The sequence below is a fragment of the Streptomyces zhihengii genome (assembly GCF_016919245.1).
Lineage (GTDB): Bacteria > Actinomycetota > Actinomycetes > Streptomycetales > Streptomycetaceae > Streptomyces > Streptomyces zhihengii.
In genome coordinates, this window is sequence record NZ_JAFEJA010000001.1 from 4152303 (window position 1) to 4170260 (window position 17958).

Annotated in this window: 14 protein-coding genes; 5 read left to right on the forward strand and 9 right to left on the reverse strand. The window is 70.1% G+C overall.

All coding sequences use genetic code 11. The features are described 5' to 3' along the window. Positions 1 to 15: 15 nt before the first annotated feature. From rsmG to JE024_RS17410, 4 genes are all read left to right on the forward strand, one after another. Entirely contained in the window at positions 16 to 732 is a 717-nt protein-coding gene (gene rsmG, locus JE024_RS17395) for a 16S rRNA (guanine(527)-N(7))-methyltransferase RsmG (protein ID WP_205374470.1), read from the forward strand. Positions 733 to 982: 250 nt separating this feature from the next. Next, a complete protein-coding gene (locus tag JE024_RS17400; protein ID WP_205374471.1) occupies positions 983 to 2056 on the forward strand; it encodes an AAA family ATPase in 1074 nt (357 codons plus the stop codon). After that, complete coding sequence (locus JE024_RS17405; RefSeq protein WP_205374472.1) at positions 2053 to 3147, forward strand: ParB/RepB/Spo0J family partition protein; 1095 nt, start codon at positions 2053 to 2055, stop codon at positions 3145 to 3147. Before JE024_RS17400 ends, JE024_RS17405 begins: the two co-directional genes overlap by 4 nt. A 307-nt stretch (positions 3148 to 3454) precedes the next feature. After that, on the forward strand, positions 3455 to 4072 hold the full coding sequence (locus tag JE024_RS17410; protein ID WP_205374473.1) for a GNAT family N-acetyltransferase: 618 nt from the start codon (positions 3455 to 3457) through the stop codon (positions 4070 to 4072). Between the two features lie 81 nt (positions 4073 to 4153). Here the strand turns inward: JE024_RS17410 and trxA are convergent, their stop codons facing one another. The 7 genes from trxA to JE024_RS17445 all read right to left on the reverse strand — a co-directional run bounded on the left by trxA (position 4154) and on the right by JE024_RS17445 (position 13707). Then, positions 4154 to 4486 carry a thioredoxin gene (trxA, locus tag JE024_RS17415; RefSeq protein WP_187741346.1) on the reverse strand — a complete coding sequence of 111 codons (333 nt, stop codon included), beginning with the start codon at positions 4484 to 4486 and terminating at the stop codon, positions 4154 to 4156. Positions 4487 to 4539: 53 nt separating this feature from the next. Then, a complete protein-coding gene (gene trxB / locus JE024_RS17420; protein ID WP_205374474.1) occupies positions 4540 to 5514 on the reverse strand; it encodes a thioredoxin-disulfide reductase in 975 nt (324 codons plus the stop codon). A 122-nt stretch (positions 5515 to 5636) separates the two neighbouring features. Continuing rightward, complete coding sequence (locus tag JE024_RS17425) at positions 5637 to 6539, reverse strand: RsmA family anti-sigma factor (RefSeq protein ID WP_205374475.1); 903 nt, start codon at positions 6537 to 6539, stop codon at positions 5637 to 5639. Further along, the gene (sigM, locus tag JE024_RS17430) at positions 6536 to 7240 is read right to left on the reverse strand and encodes an RNA polymerase sigma factor SigM (RefSeq protein ID WP_205374476.1); all 705 of its coding nucleotides are present in this window, start codon (positions 7238 to 7240) and stop codon (positions 6536 to 6538) included. The genes JE024_RS17425 and sigM overlap by 4 nt, the downstream gene beginning before the upstream one ends. A gap of 26 nt (positions 7241 to 7266) precedes the next feature. Next, on the reverse strand, positions 7267 to 8997 hold the full coding sequence (locus JE024_RS17435; protein WP_205374477.1) for a protein kinase family protein: 1731 nt from the start codon (positions 8995 to 8997) through the stop codon (positions 7267 to 7269). Between the two features lie 120 nt (positions 8998 to 9117). After that, positions 9118 to 11286, reverse strand: coding sequence for a murein biosynthesis integral membrane protein MurJ (gene murJ / locus JE024_RS17440; RefSeq protein ID WP_205374478.1), 2169 nt, complete (start codon positions 11284 to 11286; stop codon positions 9118 to 9120). 45 nt (positions 11287 to 11331) lie between these two features. After that, positions 11332 to 13707, reverse strand: a complete 2376-nt coding sequence (locus JE024_RS17445) for a DUF6049 family protein (RefSeq protein WP_205374479.1) — start codon at positions 13705 to 13707, stop codon at positions 11332 to 11334. A 208-nt stretch (positions 13708 to 13915) separates the two neighbouring features. Here JE024_RS17445 and JE024_RS17450 point away from each other — a divergent pair, with 208 nt between their 5' ends. Then, on the forward strand, positions 13916 to 15382 hold the full coding sequence (locus tag JE024_RS17450) for a CCA tRNA nucleotidyltransferase (RefSeq protein ID WP_205374480.1): 1467 nt from the start codon (positions 13916 to 13918) through the stop codon (positions 15380 to 15382). Positions 15383 to 15474: 92 nt separating this feature from the next. Here JE024_RS17450 and JE024_RS17455 read toward each other — a convergent pair whose 3' ends face one another. Beyond that, the gene (locus JE024_RS17455; RefSeq protein WP_205374481.1) at positions 15475 to 16743 is read right to left on the reverse strand and encodes an MFS transporter; all 1269 of its coding nucleotides are present in this window, start codon (positions 16741 to 16743) and stop codon (positions 15475 to 15477) included. An 81-nt stretch (positions 16744 to 16824) separates the two neighbouring features. Then, positions 16825 to 17907 (reverse strand): inositol-3-phosphate synthase, encoded by a 1083-nt coding sequence (locus JE024_RS17460; protein WP_205374482.1) that lies wholly within the window; start codon positions 17905 to 17907, stop codon positions 16825 to 16827. Positions 17908 to 17958: the final 51 nt, after the last annotated feature.

The following is a 17958-nucleotide window of genomic DNA, read 5'->3' on the forward strand; positions in this document are numbered from 1 at the left end:
GGAAGGACGGTTCCCGTGACGGAGGCAGAGAAGCTTCCTCAGGCGCCCGAAGAGGCGCGGACGGTTTTCGGAGAGTTCTTTCCGGAGGCCGTGAGGTATGCGGAGCTGCTCGCGGATGCGGGGGTGAAGCGCGGGCTCATCGGGCCCCGCGAGGTGCCCCGGCTGTGGGAGCGGCATCTGCTGAACTGCGCCGTCCTCTCGGAAGTGGTGCCGGAGGGCGTGACGGTCTGCGACGTCGGCTCCGGCGCCGGCCTCCCGGGCATCCCGCTCGCCCTGGTGCGGCCGGACCTGAAGATCACGCTTCTGGAGCCGCTGCTGCGACGGACCAACTTCCTCCAGGAGGTCGTCGAGCTGCTGGGCCTCGATCATGTGACGGTGGTCCGGGGGCGCGCCGAGGAGATGCTCGGCAAGGTGCCGCCGGTCCATGTGGTGACCGCGCGGGCGGTCGCACCGCTGGACCGCCTGGCCGGCTGGGGTGTTCCGCTGCTCCGTCCCTACGGCGAGATGCTCGCTCTCAAGGGCGACACGGCCGAGGAGGAGCTCCAGGGCGCGCGGGCCGCGCTCAGCAAGCTCGGTGTGGTGGAGACGTCGGTGCTCCAGGTGGGCGAAGGCATCGTCGATCCGCTGTCCACCGTGGTGCGGGTGGAGGTCGGCGAGAGCCCCGGTGGAGTGCGGTTCGCCGCCAAGCGGGCCAAGGCCGCGCGCACCAGCCGCACGCGGCGCCGCAGGTGAGTTCCACCGGTCGCTGAGCCATACAAGGTTCCATAGGTACGCATTTCGGAGTGTCGTCCCTGCCCGGTCATGCGGCGCGTGCATCGTGTTTCACGTGAAACGTCGCTCACTGCTGCAGGGAATCATCAGCCGCGGCCGTGCTGCCGCCCCGATGAAGGGCCGCAAGCCCCTCGTGCGGGCTACGGAGTTGTCCACAGAGGTGGATTCCTCCACAGAACCACGGGCCTCGCTGGTTCACGACCCCGAAAGCATGGCAGGCTCTGTTCATTGCGAGCCTGATGTCGAGGAGAGTGAATCCTTGCGGTCCGACGCCAACATCGCGGGACCGATGACCGATCCGGTCCCCGGTCCCCGTACCGAGTTCACGGCGGAGGATGTTTCACGTGAAACACCGCCGCCGATGGACGACACCCCCATCGGCCGTGCTGCTCAGCTGGCCGTGGAGGCGCTGGGGCGTGCCGGTGAGGGGCTGCCCCGGCCTGAGCACACGCGTGTCATGGTCGTCGCCAACCAGAAGGGCGGCGTGGGGAAGACCACGACCACGGTCAACCTCGCGGCATCGCTGGCCCTGCACGGGGCACGCGTCCTGGTGGTGGACCTGGATCCCCAGGGCAACGCCTCCACCGCGCTGGGGATCGACCACCACGCGGAAGTCCCCTCGATCTACGACGTCCTGGTGGACAGCCGGCCCCTCTCCGAGGTGGTCCAGCCGGTCCCGGACGTCGAAGGACTCTTCTGCGCCCCCGCCACCATCGACCTCGCCGGTGCGGAGATCGAACTGGTGTCGCTGGTGGCGCGGGAGAGCAGACTCCAGCGCGCGATCCAGGCGTACGAGCAGCCGCTGGACTACATCCTCATCGACTGCCCTCCGTCGCTTGGGCTGCTCACCGTCAACGCCATGGTCGCCGGCGCCGAGGTGCTCATCCCCATCCAGTGCGAGTACTACGCCCTGGAGGGACTCGGCCAGCTCCTGCGCAATGTGGATCTGGTGCGCGGCCACCTGAACCCGGCGCTGCATGTCTCGACGATCCTCCTCACCATGTACGACGGCCGGACCCGGCTCGCCTCGCAGGTGGCCGAGGAGGTGCGCAGCCACTTCGGTGAAGAGGTGCTGCGGACCAGCATTCCGCGCTCCGTGCGCATCTCGGAGGCGCCGAGCTACGGGCAGACGGTCCTGACCTACGATCCGGGTTCGAGCGGTTCCCTGTCCTACCTGGAAGCCGCCCGGGAGATCGCCCTGCGTGGCGTCGGGCTCCGCTACGACCCGCAGCACGCCCACGCGGCGCAGAACAATCAGCAGAACATGTCGGAGGGGATCCAGTGAGCGAGCGACGTAGAGGACTGGGGCGTGGGCTCGGTGCGCTGATCCCGGCTGCTCCGCAGGAGAAGCAGCCCGCCCCGGGGGCCGGGGCGCAGGCTCCCGCCGCGGCGTCGGTGCTGACGACGGACCGCGGTGTGGCGGCCGCCAAGGTGACCACGCTTCCGGCCGCCGCTCCGGCGCCGGACACCACCGCCTCCGTCACGGAGCAGGCTCCGGCCGCGGCGACCGAGCCCGCGGGTGCCCACTTCGCCGAGGTGCCGCTCGACGCGATCACGCCCAACCCGCGTCAGCCGCGCGAGGTCTTCGACGAGGACGCGCTGGCCGAGCTGATCACCTCCATCAAGGAGGTCGGTCTGCTCCAGCCGGTCGTGGTCCGTCAGTTGGGCCCGGACCGCTATGAACTCATCATGGGTGAGCGCCGGTGGCGGGCATGCCGTGAAGCCGGCCTGGAGCGGATCCCCGCCATCGTCCGCCACACCGAGGACGAGAAGCTTCTGCTGGACGCCCTCCTGGAGAACCTCCACCGGGCCCAGCTCAACCCGCTGGAGGAGGCGGCCGCCTACGACCAGCTCCTCAAGGACTTCAACTGCACGCATGACCAGCTCGCCGACAGGATCGGGCGTTCCCGTCCGCAGGTGTCGAACACCCTGCGGCTGCTGAAGCTCTCTCCGCCGGTGCAGCGCCGGGTGGCCGCCGGGGTCCTCTCGGCAGGTCATGCGCGGGCGCTTCTCTCCGTGGACGACACGGAGGAGCAGGACCGGCTGGCCCATCGCATCGTGGCCGAGGGACTGTCGGTGCGCGCGGTGGAGGAGATCGTCACGCTGCTGAACGCGGACCACAAGGGTTCGCCCCGGCCCAAGGGTCCCCGCGCTGGTGCCCGGCTCTCGCCGGCGCTGACCGATCTCGCCTCCCGTCTCTCGGACCGCTTCGAGACGAGGGTGAAGGTCGATCTCGGGCAGAAGAAGGGCAAGATCACCGTCGAGTTCGCCTCGATGGAGGACCTGGAGCGCATCCTCGGCACCCTCGCCCCCGGCGAGGGGAAGGTCCTGGACAAGGGTCCGGGTGCCGAGCCGGCCGAGGACGAGGAACTCTGAGTCCAGCGCACTCATCCGGTACCGGGCGGGTTGTGTTTCCTTCACGGGAACACAACCCGCCCTTTGCCGTTGTGCGGTATCCGGTGTCGGGGCTGGGTGGTTACGATGCGTTCTGGTATGACGCATCCACCTTGAGGCATCTCAGAGAGAAGGCGGGGACCATGCGCGAGGTGAGCCGCAGCCACCTGGTGACGGCGGGTCTGGGACTCGGGGTCGTGGGCGGATTCGTCAGCAGCCTGCTGCGCGAGAGGAGCGTGCTGGCCGCTGCGCTGGGTGCGGCACGTCAGGGAAGTGAGGAACAGCCTTCATGGGGCGCCGGCTCGTACCACTCACGCTCGACAATCTTTCGGACCTTCCCCAGCGCTGCCGCTCGTGCGTCTTCTGGGAGCTTGATCCGGTCAGCGGGGAAGCCGCGGTAAGAGCGGGCACCTCACAGGTCGAGAAGGAGTCCTGGATCTCGGGCGTGCTGCTCGACTGGGGATCCTGCGGCCGGGTCGTCTATGTCGACGATCAGGCGGTCGGCTTCGTGCTCTACGCTCCGCCCGCCTATGTCCCGCGCTCCCTGGCCTTCCCCACGAGCCCGGTCGCCGCGGATGCCGTCCAGCTGATGACGGCCTGGGTGATGCCCGGCTACCAGGGGCAGGGGCTGGGGAGGGTGATCGTGCAGACGGTCGCCAAGGACCTGCTCCGCCGGGGCTTCCGGGCCATCGAGGCGTTCGGTGACGCCCGCTGGAAGGAGCCGGCATGTGTGCTGCCCGTCGATCATCTGCTGGCGGTGGGCTTCAAGACGGTGCGCCCGCACCCGAGGCATCCCCGGCTGAGGCTGGAACTGAGAACCACGCTCTCCTGGAAGGAAGATGTGGAGCTGGCCCTCGATCGTCTGCTGGGGGCGGTCCAGAAGGAGCCGGCGCTGCGGCCGCTGTGAGCGGCATTCTCCGCGCACACGACACAGGGCCCACCCGAGAGGGTGGGCCCTGCGTGTTTCACGTGAAACAGCGACGGTCGACTACTCGCCGAGGAACGGCTCGAGGTCGCGCACGATCGCGGCCTTCGGCTTGGCGCCGACGATGGTCTTGGCGACCTCGCCGTTCTGGTAGACGTTGAGCGTCGGGATCGACATCACGCCGTACTTGGCGGCGATGGTCGGGTTCTCGTCGATGTTGAGCTTCACGACCTCGATCTTGTCGCCGTGCTCGGCCGCGATGGCTTCGAGCGAGGGCGCGATCTGACGGCACGGTCCGCACCAGGCGGCCCAGAAGTCCACCAGCACGGGCTTGTCGCTCTTGAGGACGTCCTCTTCGAAGGAGCTGTCGGTCACGTTCTTCAGGGCGCCGGCCACGGCGGCCTCCTTAACTTCTTCTCTGCGGGGGTGGGAGGAAAGCAGTCGAGCCGTCAGACGACGGGCGTCTTCTCGGGCTCGGCGGTCTTTTCGCTGTCCGAGAGCGCGGCGAGGAAGCGCTCGGCGTCCAGGGCGGCGGAGCAGCCGGTGCCCGCGGCGGTGATCGCCTGGCGGTAGGTGTGGTCCACCACGTCACCCGCGCCGAAGACGCCGGTGAGGTTGGTCCGCGTCGAGGGAGCCGCCACCTTGAGGTAGCCCTCGTCGTCCAGCTCCAGCTGGCCCTTGAACAGTTCGGTGCGCGGGTCGTGGCCCACGGCGATGAACAGGCCGGTGACGGCGAGCTCCGAGGTGGCGCCGGTCTTGGTGTTGCGCAGCGTCAGACCGGAGAGCTTCTGGTCCCCGTGGATCTCGGCGACCTCGCTGTCCCAGGCGAAGGAGATCTTCGGGTCGGCGAAGGCACGGTCCTGCATGGCCTTGGAGGCGCGCAGCGTGTCCCGGCGGTGGACGATGGTGACCGACTTGGCGAAGCGCGAGAGGAAGGTCGCCTCCTCCATCGCGGTGTCACCGCCGCCGATCACGGCGATGTCCTGGTCCTTGAAGAAGAAGCCGTCGCAGGTGGCGCACCAGGAGACACCGCGCCCGGAGAGTACGTCCTCGTTGGGCAGACCGAGCTTGCGGTGCTGCGAACCGGTGGTGACGATCACGGCCTTGGCACGGTGCACGGTGCCGGCGGTGTCGGTGACGGTCTTGATCGCACCCGTGAGGTCGACGGCCACGACGTCGTCCGGCACCAGTTCGGCGCCGAAGCGCTCGGCCTGGGCGCGCATGTTGTCCATCAGGTCCGGGCCCATGATGCCGTCGCGGAAACCGGGGAAGTTCTCCACATCGGTCGTGTTCATCAGTGCGCCACCGGCGGTGACCGCGCCCTCGAACACCAGCGGCTTCAGCGAAGCACGCGCGGTGTAGAGGGCAGCCGTGTAGCCCGCGGGCCCGGAGCCGATGATGATCACGTTACGAACGTCGCTCACGGGTTTCTTCCTCGTCTCTGGGGACTGCCTACTGCCTACGGGGCTGCTCATCGCTCTCACCCCACCCAACGGATCCTAAGGGGCGCGCATTCCCGCATCCGCACAGCGGGCCGGGCGGCCTCTCAGTCCCGGGGGAAGGTCCTGGTGAGAAGCAGATCCCCGGCAGGGGAACCGGAGGCGTCCACACAGGCGGCATCGACCACATAGGCCTGGACGCGGGTGGGGTCGGTGGCGTGCGGCAGCACCACCAGGTAGGCGTCCGTCCCGGCGTACCGACCCTCCTCGGAGGCGAGGGGCTGGTCCGTGCGGCCGGTGCCGCGCTGGACGCAGGACGGCACGGAGACCGCGGGCGAACTCTTCGGGGAGACCGGGAAGCCGTCGGACTCGGCCGAGGGGGCATTCTCCATCCGCGGTTCCGCCGAGCTGACGCCGGCCGACAGCAGGGTGTGCACCCGCTCCTGTACCGGCTCTCCCGAGAACTCCCCGGAGTCACCGGACGCGGCGCTGACCGACGCGTCCTTGGTGGCCCCCGAGTCGGCCGACATCTGGGTGCCGGACTGGAGCAGCAGGACGCTCATACCGACGGCGGCCGCACTCAGGACGGCACCGAGCACCGCCGTCCGGCGGCGGGGACGGCGTCCGCGGCCGGGGCCGGTGGCAGCACGCGCGTGTCCGGCGGGACGGCTCACGGAGGGGGTGGGGGCCGGAGTCACCGGGGGGGTGCCGGTCGATGTTTCACGTGAAACATCGACCGGTTCGGCCGGAGCCGTGGCACTCAGCAGGGCTTCCGCGGCGAGCGCGGCGTCGATACGGCCGGCGACATCGGCGGGCATCCGCCCGGCGCCCGGCAGTGTCCCCAGCAGGCCCCGGATCTCCTCCAGCGAGGCGTGCACATCCGCGCAGAGCGGGCAGTCGTCGAGATGGCGGCGCAGTTCCGCGGCACGGGACGGTGGGAGCAGACCTTCGGTGAGGTCGGAGATCTCCGAGACATCGGGGTGCCGATCCGCGTCGGTCGAGGAAGTCACGCGCGCCCACCTCCACCTTTCACCGCAGCCGGACCGTTCGGTCCCGGCTTTTTCGCTCCCGACTCCGGTGGGACGGATGCCCCTGCCGTCCGGTTCCTTCCCCCGTTGTCCTCGGGGATATCCGGGCCCTCGGCTCTCAGATGGCTGACCATGGGCAGCAGCCGGGCCCGCCCCCGGGCGCAGCGGCTCTTGACCGTTCCCGTGGGGACGTCGAGGATCCTGGCGGCCTCGGCGACCGGGTAGCCCTGCATGTCCACCAGCACGAGTGCCGCGCGCTGCTCCGCGGGGAGACGTGCCAGCGCCGCGAGCAGCTCCCGGTGGAGGTCGCCCCGCTCCGCCGGTGCCTCGGCGGACTCATGGGGCTCCAGCAGCTGTTCCAGCCGCTCGGTGTCGTCCACGGGGGAGGTCTTGCGGGAGGCGGCTTTGCGGACCCGGTCGAGGCAGGCGTTCACCGTGATGCGGTGCAGCCAGGTCGTGACCGCTGACTGGCCCCGGAAGCCGGCCGCCGCGCGGAAGGCGGAGACGAAGGCGTCCTGGACCGCGTCGGCGGCTTCCTCCCTGTCCCCCAGGGTGCGCAGGGCCACGGCCCAGAGCCGGTCGCGGTGCCGGCGTACGAGCTCACCGAAGGCCTCCGGGTCCCCGGCGACATGGAGTGCCAGGAGATCCTGGTCGCTCCGGTCGCCGAGTGTCTCGTCGTTCAACGGTGAGCCCCCTCCCCTCTGGTCCGTCAGCCGGTGAAGGAGACGTCCGTGATCCCCTGCTTGTAACCGGCGTCGCTGAACCCGACCTGAGGGGAGTGCGGCATGGCCGTCATCCACAGGAGCACGTACCGGGTGGAGACGGGGTCCGCGGAGGCCTTGCCCTTCAGGTCGAGCGTGGTGCCGCCGGTCCGGCCGGTCGCGATCTGCTTCATGGAGCCCACAGGCCCCGACGGCGCCAGGGAATCAGCGGCATAGAGGCTGATCGTGGTGTGCTCGCCTCCGTAGCGCAACGCTATGGAGGAACCCGTGACAGTTTTTTCACTGCCGAGGTCGAAGACGATCCCGACACCCTGCTTCACCGACGGGGCGAACTCCGGCCCGTCGAAGTACGACTTGGTGCGCCAGAAGGTCGACGGATCGCTGTCGTAGGCGGCACCCACGTTCGCCGCGTTCTGCGGGGAGCCGTCCGGGGCGTACTCCTGGGCGGCCTGGACCTTCAGCGGGGTCGGTGCGGACGGCTTGTCGTTCTCGCCGTCCGTGGTCGAGGTCTCGGAGGACGGCGTCTCCCGGGCCCCCTTGTCGTCCAGCAGCTTGTCGGCGACCTGCCAGCTGCCGAGCCCCAGCGCGGCGATCAGCAGGGCCGAGACCGTCCACTTCAGGGCCTTGCCCGTGCGGCTCTCCAGGGGAGCCGGGGGCACCGGGGCGGGCTGGGTGACGCCGGCGCCCGGGCGGGCCGGAGGACGTCCGTAGCTGCCCTGCTGGTAGGTGGTGCGCTGGTAGTCCGGCGGGGCCGCGAACGTCGGCTCCGGCGGGCGGATCCGCGGCATCGCCGCGACCGCCTTCGCCAGTTCGTCCGGCGTGGTGCACGGCGGCTCCTGGCGGGACGCCGTGGCCCCGTCGTTGACCAGCGCCCGCATCGCGAGCTCGGACAGTCCCCGGTGGACGCCCGCCCTGACCTGGTCGGGCGCGACCAGACCGACGCCCTTGGGGAGGCCCGACAGCCCGTAGGCGTCGTTCTCGTACGGCCAGCGCTGGGTGAGCGCGGCGTAGAGGAGGGCGCCGATGGCCTCGGTGTCGGTGCGCTGCGGGCGGTCGGCGGAGATGCCGCGCAGGGCGGCGTTCACCGCGAGACCGCGGATGCGGTACTGGCCGGTCGAGGTGCGCAGCACGGCCCCGGGCGTCAGCCGGAGGTGGGCGAGCCCTTCCCGGTGGGCTGCCGTCATCGCGAGGGCCACCTGCTCGACGAGCTGGTAGGCCTCGTGTGGTTCGAGGGGGCCCGCGGCGAGCAGCGCCGTCAGCTCGACGGCGTCCGGAAGCCATTCGTGGACGACGTAGACCAGCTCGTTCTCCTCGACCGCGTCGAGGACTTGGACGAACCTGGGGTCGCCGAGGAGCGCCGAGGAACGGGCGGCGGCGAGGACGGACCGTGCGCGCGGATGGTCCGCGGGCAGCAGGTGCACGCCGACGGCCCGGCGCAGTTTCTCGTCGACGGCACGCCAACTGCTGAAACCGTCCAGACGGGTGACGCACTCCTCGAGCCGGTAGCGTCTGGCGAGCTTGTGGCCGCTGTGCAGTTCGGGCGCCGCGACCGGAGATTCGGCTCCCTTCGCCCCGCCGTCCGTTTCCGGCGCGGTCGTCTCCGGAGTCTTCTGGGATTCAGCCGCCCCGTCGGTCGTGGCCTCGCGCGTCTGCGCTGTCAGCGGTTCGTCCCCGCCGTTGTCGGCCACGTCGACGGCAGCCGTGCTACGTTCCGCCACCGTCGCTCCTGCCTCCCCATCCATTGCGCCGTACTGAAACGCCATGCCAATTGTGCCCACAGTCGGACGCTATGCACGACACACGGCGTCCGACGATGGTTGTGCGAGGGCCGGATCGTCCTAGCGTCCGAGACGCCCGCGGACCATTCCGACCAGTGCGTTGAGCTCCGCGATACGCATCTTCTTCGCCGCGACGTAGAAGACGCCCAACAGGACGATTCCGCCGATGACCAGCGCGACCAGGGAACCGCCCGCACCGTTGCCGAGCAGGGTGGTGAGACCGTAGGCCACCGCGCCGCCGGCGACCGCGGCGGGTACCGATGCCATGGACAGCCGGGCGTAGGTCCGCGTCACATGGGAACCGTCCAGGTCTCCGCCGAGCCGCTTCTTGAGCCTCCGCCAGGCGACCCCCACGCCGACCGCGTAGGCGAGGCCGTAGGAGGCGCCCATGCCCACGACCGCCCACTGGGCGGGGAGCAGCGCGTAACAGAGGGCGGAGGCTCCCGCGTTGACCGCGGCGACGATCACCGTGTTGTAGAAGGGCGTCCGGGTGTCCTCGTAGGCGTAGAAGCCGCGCAGGACGACGTACTGGACGGAGTAGGGGATCAGACCGAGACCGAAGGCCATCAGGATGAAGCCCATGCCCTGGGCGGCCTGGTGGCCGCTGGAGGCGAAGAGCAGCGTGGACATCGGGACGCCCAGCGCGAGGAAGGCGAAGGAGACGGGCACGATCGCCACCGCGGAGTTGCGCAGCCCCTGGGAGATGTCGTCGCGCACCGCGCCCGGGTCGCCGTCGTGGGCCGCGCGGGAGAGCCGCGGGAGCAGGGCCGCCATCACCGAGACGGTGATGATGGCCTGCGGCATGCCCCAGATCAGCTGGGCGTTGGTGTAGGCGATGAAGCCGGCGCCCTGCTTGCCGGAGGCCTCACCGGCCGCTGTGGCGAGCTGGGTGACGACGAGGACGCCCGCCTGGTTGGCGAGGACGAAGAGCACGGTCCACTTGGCGAGCTTGACGGTCTTGCCCAGCCCGTGGCCCTTCCAGTCGAAGCGCGGACGGAACCGGAAACCGGTCTCCCGCAGGTAGGGGATCATCGCCAGGGCCTGGACGACCAGGCCGAGGAGGGTGCCGATGCCGAGCAGGCGCACACCGTCCGGCGGGATCGTCTGGACACCCATCTGCGACTCGGCCGAGGTGCCGTACACCCAGATGAAGAGGCCGAACGTGGTGATCATGACGATGTTGTTGAGGACCGGGGTCCACATCATCGCGCCGAACTTGCCCCGCGCGTTCAGGATCTGGCCCATCACCACATGGATGCCCATGAAGAAGATGGTGGGCAGGCAGTAGCGGGCGAAGGTGACGGCCACGTTGTTGGCCGCCGGATCGCTCGCGATCGTGTCCGACATGAGCTGGACGAGCAGGGGCGCCGCGAAGACGGCGACGGCGACGATGGCGCCGAGCGCCACCATCACCAGGGTCAGCAGCCGGTTGGCGAAGGCCTCGCCGCCGTCCTCGTCGTTCTTCATCGCGCGGACGAGCTGCGGGACGAAGACGGAGTTGAGGCCGCCGCCGACGGTGAGGATGTAGATCATCGTCGGCAGGGTGTACGCGACGGTGAAGGTGTCACCGAGCAGCGCGGCGCCGAGCGCGGCCGTGATCACCAGGCTGCGGACGAATCCGGTGAGACGGGAGACCAGGGTGCCGGCCGCCATCACGGCGCTGGACTTCAGCAGCCCGGAGGCCTTCCCCGCCGGCTTCTTCGGTGCCGCGGGGACCGGGTCGGGCTCCGGCGACGGCGCGGGGACGCCCGCGGCCTGCTGGTCCCGGAAGAGATGGGCGAAGGCGTCGGGCTCCGGCTGCTGCTCACCGGCCCGGGTGACGAGATCGTCGACACCGGTGAACTGGGTCGTCCGCGCGTCGTCCCCGTAGGGCAGGTGGCGCGAGGGGCCGTCCGGCTCCGGCGGCGGCGTCTGCGCCCAGACCCGGGGGTCCGGGGCGTAGGGCGCCGCGGGCGGCTGCTGGTAGAGGGGGTTCGGCGCCGGGTAGCTCCCCGGGGGCGGCGGCGGGTGCGCCGACCGGTCGTAGAGGGCCTCCGAGACCGGGTCCTGGGCGGACAGGTCCTGGGCCGCGTAGGGATCGGGGGCGTACGCGTCCTGGAGATAGGGGTCCTGGGCGTACTGGTCCTGCGGGGCGTACGGATCGTGGGGAGGCTGATGAGGCGTCGGGCCCTGGCCGGACGGGTTACCGCCCGCGCCCTGACCGCGGTCACCGTCATACGGCGCGTTCATGACTACCCCACCTCATCGTCCCCGGCCGACCGGCCACGACATCGCTCAACGGTCCACTTTCTCACCAGCGCCGGACGGGTCGGCGCTTTCCGGTCGGGTGTCAGGTGACAGGTCACTCGCCTGCCCGGGATCCGGGCCGTCGCCGGCCCTCCCGACATCTTCGCCGGTCCCGGTGCCGGGTGTCCCCTCGGCGGCTTCCTCCGCGGCGGTGCCGCCGGAGCCGTCGGCCGCCGACGCGGCCGCGCGCCGGCGCTGGGTGTACATCCTGATACCCGCGAGGACGAGAAGCAGCACACCGCCGGCGATGACGAGCATCACCTGGGGCGTGATCTCCGAGACCTTCACGGTGAAGGCCATGGAGTCGCCGTAGGGGGTCCCGTCCTTGGTGAAGAGCTGCGCGGTCATCTGGACCTGGCCGTTGGCGTTGGCCACGGCGGGGAACTTCACGGTCTGGCTGTGACCGCCGCCGACCCGGACGGGCTGCTCCGCGATGGCCTTGTCGTCGAGCCCCAGCCGGGTGGGGCTCTGCGAGGTCAGCCGCAGCACCAGGTCGTCCACGCCCTGGACGAGCTGGTTCTGCACGGTGACGGGGATCATCGCGCTGCGGCCGGAGAGGGTCACATCCGACTTCTGGATGAGCTGGACCTCTTCGGTGAGGTTCTTGAGGTTGGTCTGCACCCCGCCGCGGTACTGCTGGGCGCCCTGCGGATTGCCCCGCCAGGACGTCGAGAGCTGGCGGTCGATCGCCCGGCCGAAGGGGGTGCTCACCCGGTCCGCCTGGGTGAGGATGCCCTCGAACATGTCGAGGTTCTTCTGGGTGCCGCTGATCTCACGGAACGCCTCGACGGACATCTCCTGCTTGCGGAGCTTGGACGGGTACTCGGAGGAGCGGGGTACCCGGGTGTTGGCGTCCGCGTCGGGCTTGGCCTCGGCGGCGGCCGTCAGGTCGAGCGGCTGGGTCCAGCGCTTGCCGTCCAGTGCCTTCAGGGCGCGCGCCATGCTCTGCGCCTGGGTGGCGGTGGGCATGCGCTGCGGGGCGACGACGATGCTGCGCTGCTTCTCCGGGTCCTGAAGGGTCAGGGCGAGCGTCTGGGCCAGGAACGTCTGCACGGCGAGCGCGGAGTCGTCGGACCGGGTCATGTCGCCCTGGAAGGCCCTGGAGAGCCGTGAGTCGGCCACCACGGCCGTGGTGCCGCCCCCGATGGGGCGGGCGGCGGTGGGGGTGTACGCCAGGTCGTCGCCGATGCTGTCGCTGCGGGCGATCACGTTGTCGGCGCCGGCGGAGGTGGCGACGTCGACGATCGCGGCGTCGACGGCACCGTCGACGGGCCAGGCGAAGTCCACCGAGGGCGTGGTGAGGAGCGTCGACTCCACGGTGGTCCTGGCGACCTCGGTCGCGGGCCGCAGGTGGCTGAGGGAGCCGGACACGGCCTTGCCGCGGTGGGCCAGGGAGGCGAGATCGGGGTCGGCGAAGGGCAGCGCCACGATCGTGCGGCCCTGCACCGCCTTTCCGAGGTCGTTCAGCCAGGTCTGGGCGATCTTCTGGTTCTTCTCGCTGCCGGGGACGGTGGTGTCGCCCTGCCGGACGACGTAGCCCTCGGCCATGGCGTCGACCGTGGCCAGCAGGTCGGGGTCGACGACCCAGGTCACGGGAAGCTGCGAGCCGAGCGAGACCATCTGTTCGAGGCGCCCGCCGGGAGACAGCTCGGCGACCAGCGACTCGTCCTCGAACACCGGGGTCTGCTGCTCGTCGGAGCCGGTCTCCGAGGTGAGGTGGGTGGTCGAGATCAGCGGCCAGAGGTAGGTGAGCTGGGTCCGCTTCTCGGTCGCCTCCGGCTGCCAGGGCAGGAAGGTCCGCTCGATGCCGAGCACCTGGTCGAACCCGAGGGCCGGGGTCTGGCCCGACAGCGAGACGCCGAGCTGGTAGACCCCGCCGTTCTCGTCGAGGTCCAGTTCGCCGGCCGGGACGGAGAGCGAGAAGTCGTGGCTGACGCCGGCGGCCAGCCGGGGGATCTCGACCGCGTACTTGTCGTCGATCCGGGAGCCGTCGAGGATCGGGTCGAAGGCCCTGCCCTCCGCCTGGCGCTCCGCGGCGCGGTCGATGGCGGCGCGTCCGGTGAGCTGCTGTCCGACGCGGAGATCGACATGGGCGTCGCTGATCGGCTGCTTGCCGCGGTTGATCACCGTGCCCGTGACCCGGATCGTGTCCTTCTCGCCGGGAGAGGCGGGCGTCACCGTGTTCAGGGACACATCGACGGTGCGGCTGCCCGTGGCCTCCTCGGCGGCGGACGCGGCCGGGGCGCCGGGCCCCCACAGGAGTCCGGCCACGAGCGGTAGCCCCGCGACCACGGAGGCTGTGCGGCGCAGCCACCGGCGGGCCGGAGGAGTACGCATCCCCTGGATGTCTGCCGCCTCGGCCACGCGCGCCCGTCCCTCGTCGTCTGCTTGCCCTGGGTGGTTCTCTGGTCCTTGCGTCCACGCATGGTAACGAGACCCGCTGTGTCGAAGTGCCGCGGTCTGCTCCACAAGATCGCCACCGGAAGGATCGTGACGGACCCGTGAGGTGCCGCCCGGGGCCCGGAGACAACCCGACTGCTTCGGCGGGCCGGGGCACGTAACCTTTTCTGCTGTGCCGAACGCCAATGAAGACAGCCCCACAGCCCTGAGCCAGGTGCAACGCCGCGCGGTGAGCGAACTGCTGCGGGTCTCGCCTGTCGCCGATGACCTCGCCCGCAGATTCCAGGATGCCGGATTCCGTCTCGCGCTGGTCGGAGGGTCGGTCCGGGACGCGCTGCTCGGGCGGCTCGGCAATGATCTGGACTTCACCACCGACGCCCGGCCCGAGGACGTCCTGAAGATCATCCGGCCCTGGGCGGACTCCGTCTGGGACGTCGGCATCGCCTTCGGCACGGTCGGGGCGCAGAAGGACGGCCGGGTGGGCGACGACGTCCAGCGGTTCCAGATCGAGGTCACGACCTATCGCTCGGAGGCCTACGACAGGACCTCCCGCAAGCCCGAGGTCTCCTACGGCGACTCCATCGAGGACGACCTCGTCCGCCGTGACTTCACCGTGAACGCCATGGCCGTGGCACTCCCGGAGAAGGAGTTCATCGATCCGCACGGCGGCCTGGAGGACCTGGCCGCCCGGATTCTGCGCACCCCGGGCACACCGGAGGAGTCCTTCTCCGACGATCCGCTGCGGATGATGCGGGCGGCCCGCTTCGCCGCCCAGCTCGACTTCGAGGTGGCGCCGGACGTGGTGGAGGCCATGACGGCGATGGCCGAGCGGATCGGGATCGTCTCCGCCGAGCGGGTGCGGGACGAACTGAACAAGCTGCTGCTGTCGGCGCACCCCCGCAAGGGCCTGGGCCTGCTGGTGGACACCGGCCTCGCCGCGTACGTTCTGCCCGAGCTTCCCGCGCTTCGTCTGGAAAGTGACGAGCACCACCGTCACAAGGATGTGTACGAGCACTCACTGACCGTGCTCGACCAGGCCATCGACCTGGAGCAGGACGGTCCGGACCTGGTGCTGCGGCTGGCTGCTCTGCTCCATGACATCGGGAAGCCGCGGACGCGCCGGTTCGAGGGCGACGGCCGGGTCTCCTTCCACCACCACGAAGTCGTGGGGGCGAAGATGACCAAGAAGCGGATGACGGCGCTGAAGTACTCCAACGACATGGTCAAGGACGTGTCGCGGCTGGTGGAGCTGCATCTGCGGTTCCACGGCTACGGCACCGGCGAGTGGACCGACTCCGCCGTCCGCCGGTATGTGCGGGACGGCGGCCCGCTGCTCGACCGGCTGCACAAGCTGACGCGCTCGGACTGCACCACCCGCAACAAGCGCAAGGCCACTGCCCTCTCCCGCGCCTATGACGGACTGGAGGAGCGGATCGCCCAGCTCCAGGAGCAGGAGGAGCTCGACGCGATCCGCCCGGACCTCGACGGCAACGAGATCCAGAAGATCCTCGGCATCGGTCCCGGCCCGGTGATCGGCAAGGCGTATGCCTTCCTTCTGGACCTCCGGCTGGAGAACGGCCCGATGGAGCACGACGCCGCCGTCGCCGCGCTGAAGGAGTGGTGGGCGGCCCAGAGCTGAGTCCCCGGTGCCGGCGGGGGGATGTTTCACGTGAAACATCGCCCCGCCGCGTACGAGAGGCCGTGTTTCACGTGAAACACGGCCTCTCGTCGTCAGCCCGCCTGCTCGCTGTGCCGCCACCGGGTCAGCGTGAGGCAGGCGACCGCGTAGATGGCCGCCACCATCACCACCAGAGGCACCGAGCGTCCGTCGGGCGGCAGCATCAGGGCCGCGATGCCGGCGGCTCCGACGAAGGCGATGTTGAAGAGCATGTCGTAGAGCGCGAAGACCCGGCCGCGGTAGGCGTCGTCCACCGACGTCTGGACGACGGTGTCCGTGGCGATCTTCGCTCCCTGGGTGACCAGTCCGAGGAGGAAGGCGGCGACCAGCATCGGAGCCGGAGCGAAGGGGAGCGCGAGAGCCGGTTCGAGGACCGCCGCGATACCCGCGCAGGTGGCCATCCATCCGTAGCGCCCGAATCGCTCGACCGCCCAGGGGGAGAGGACGGCCGCCGCGAAGAAGCCGGCGCCCGAGACTCCGAGCGCGAGGCCGAGCAGGGCCAGGCCGTCGGCGTCCGTGTCGGACCAGGCGTACCGGCAGAGCATGAGGACCATGACGGTGAGGGCGCCGTAGCAGAAGCGCAGCAGCGTCATGGCCGCCAGGGCGTGGGCGGCGGCCGGCCGGTGCCGCAGATGGCGCAGCCCGGCCGACAGGCCACGGGCCGTCGAGACCACAGCCGCGAGGAGACGGGGCTGGAGCACCTCCGGGTCCGGCCCGAGCAGGGCCCGGCTCATCCGCAGGCTCATGAACGCGGAGGAGAGATAGAGGAGAGCCGCGAGGAGGACCACCGCGGCGTCGGAGTCCGAGAGGAGCAGCCGCACCGCGAAGGCCAGCCCGCCGCCCGCGGTGGCGGCCAGGGTGCCGGCGGTCGGGGACAGGGAGTTGGCCACGACGAGGCGGTCGGCGTCGACGACCCGGGGCAGTGAGGCGGAGAGCCCGGCCAGGACGAAGCGGTTGACGCCGGTGACCGTGAGTGCGGAGGCGTAGAAGAGCCAGTCCGGCACGGACGCCAGGATCAGCAGAGCGGTGCAGCAGGCCAGGGCGGCCCGCAGCAGATTGCCGTACAGCAGCACCTGGCGCCGGCGCCAGCGGTCGAGCAGCACACCGGCGAAGGGGCCGACGAGCGAGTAGGGCAGCAGCAGTACGGCCATGGCGGAGGCGATCGCCGCAGGCGAGGTCTCCCGCTCCGGGGAGAAGACCACATAGGTGGCGAGGGCGACCTGGAAGACGCCGTCGGCCGACTGGGACAGCAGCCGGACCGCCAGAAGCCGGCGGAAGTTCTTCAGGCGCAGCAGGACGCGCAGATCACCAACGGCGGACATGCGAGCAAGCGTCACATACGAGGAGGGTCCCCGGGGCGGTGACCCGGGGACCCTCCTCGATGGTGCGGTGAGATACGGCGCTTAGCGCTCGACCTCGCCCTTGATGAACTTCTCGACGTTCTCGCGGGCCTCGTCGTCGAAGTACTGCACCGGCGGGGACTTCATGAAGTACGAGGAGGCCGAGAGGATCGGGCCGCCGACGCCGCGGTCCTTGGCGATCTTCGCGGCACGCACGGCGTCGATGATGACACCGGCCGAGTTCGGGGAGTCCCACACCTCGAGCTTGTACTCGAGGTTCAGCGGGACGTCGCCGAAGGCGCGGCCCTCGAGGCGGACGTACGCCCACTTGCGGTCGTCGAGCCAGGCGACGTAGTCCGACGGGCCGATGTGGACGTTCTTCTCGCCCATGTCGCGGTCGGGGATCTGCGAGGTGACGGCCTGCGTCTTCGAGATCTTCTTGGACTCCAGGCGCTCACGCTCGAGCATGTTCTTGAAGTCCATGTTGCCGCCGACGTTCAGCTGCATGGTGCGGTCCAGGATGACACCGCGGTCCTCGAACAGCTTCGCCATCACGCGGTGCGTGATGGTGGCGCCGACCTGGGACTTGATGTCGTCGCCGACGATCGGGACACCGGCCTCGGTGAACTTGTCCGCCCACTCCTTGGTGCCGGCGATGAAGACCGGGAGGGCGTTGACGAACGCGACCTTGGCGTCGATGGCGCACTGCGCGTAGTACTTCGCAGCGTCCTCGGAGCCCACGGGCAGGTAGCAGACCAGGACGTCGACCTGCTTGTCCTTGAGGGTCTGGACGATGTCGACCGGGGCCTCGGCGGACTCCTCGATGGTCTGGCGGTAGTACTTGCCCAGGCCGTCCAGGGTGTGGCCGCGCTGCACGGTGACGCCGGAGGACGGCACGTCGCAGATCTTGATGGTGTTGTTCTCGCTGGCGCCGATGGCGTCGACCAGGTCGAGACCGACCTTCTTGGCGTCCACGTCGAAGGCGGCGACGAACTCGACGTCGCGGACGTGGTAGTCGCCGAACTGGACGTGCATCAGACCCGGCACCTTGCCGGCCGGGTCGGCGTCCTTGTAGTACTCGACGCCCTGCACCAGCGAGGCGGCGCAGTTGCCCACGCCGACGATGGCTACGCGAACCGAACCCATTCCGGTTGCTCCCTGTGTGATCTCGGTATTCCGGATGAAACCCTGCGGAGC

What these genes read in the sequence shown, in the direction of transcription:
- JE024_RS17400 (WP_205374471.1), top strand. Translation starts at nt 983, where the DNA reads ATGGCAGGCTCTGTTCATTGCGAGCCTGATGTCGAGGAGAGTGAATCC.
- JE024_RS17410 (WP_205374473.1), top strand. Translation starts at nt 3,455, where the DNA reads ATGGGGCGCCGGCTCGTACCACTCACGCTCGACAATCTTTCGGACCTT.
- murJ (WP_205374478.1), bottom strand. Translation starts at nt 11,286, where the DNA reads ATGAACGCGCCGTATGACGGTGACCGCGGTCAGGGCGCGGGCGGTAAC.
- JE024_RS17455 (WP_205374481.1), bottom strand. Translation starts at nt 16,743, where the DNA reads ATGTCCGCCGTTGGTGATCTGCGCGTCCTGCTGCGCCTGAAGAACTTC.
- JE024_RS17460 (WP_205374482.1), bottom strand. Translation starts at nt 17,907, where the DNA reads ATGGGTTCGGTTCGCGTAGCCATCGTCGGCGTGGGCAACTGCGCCGCC.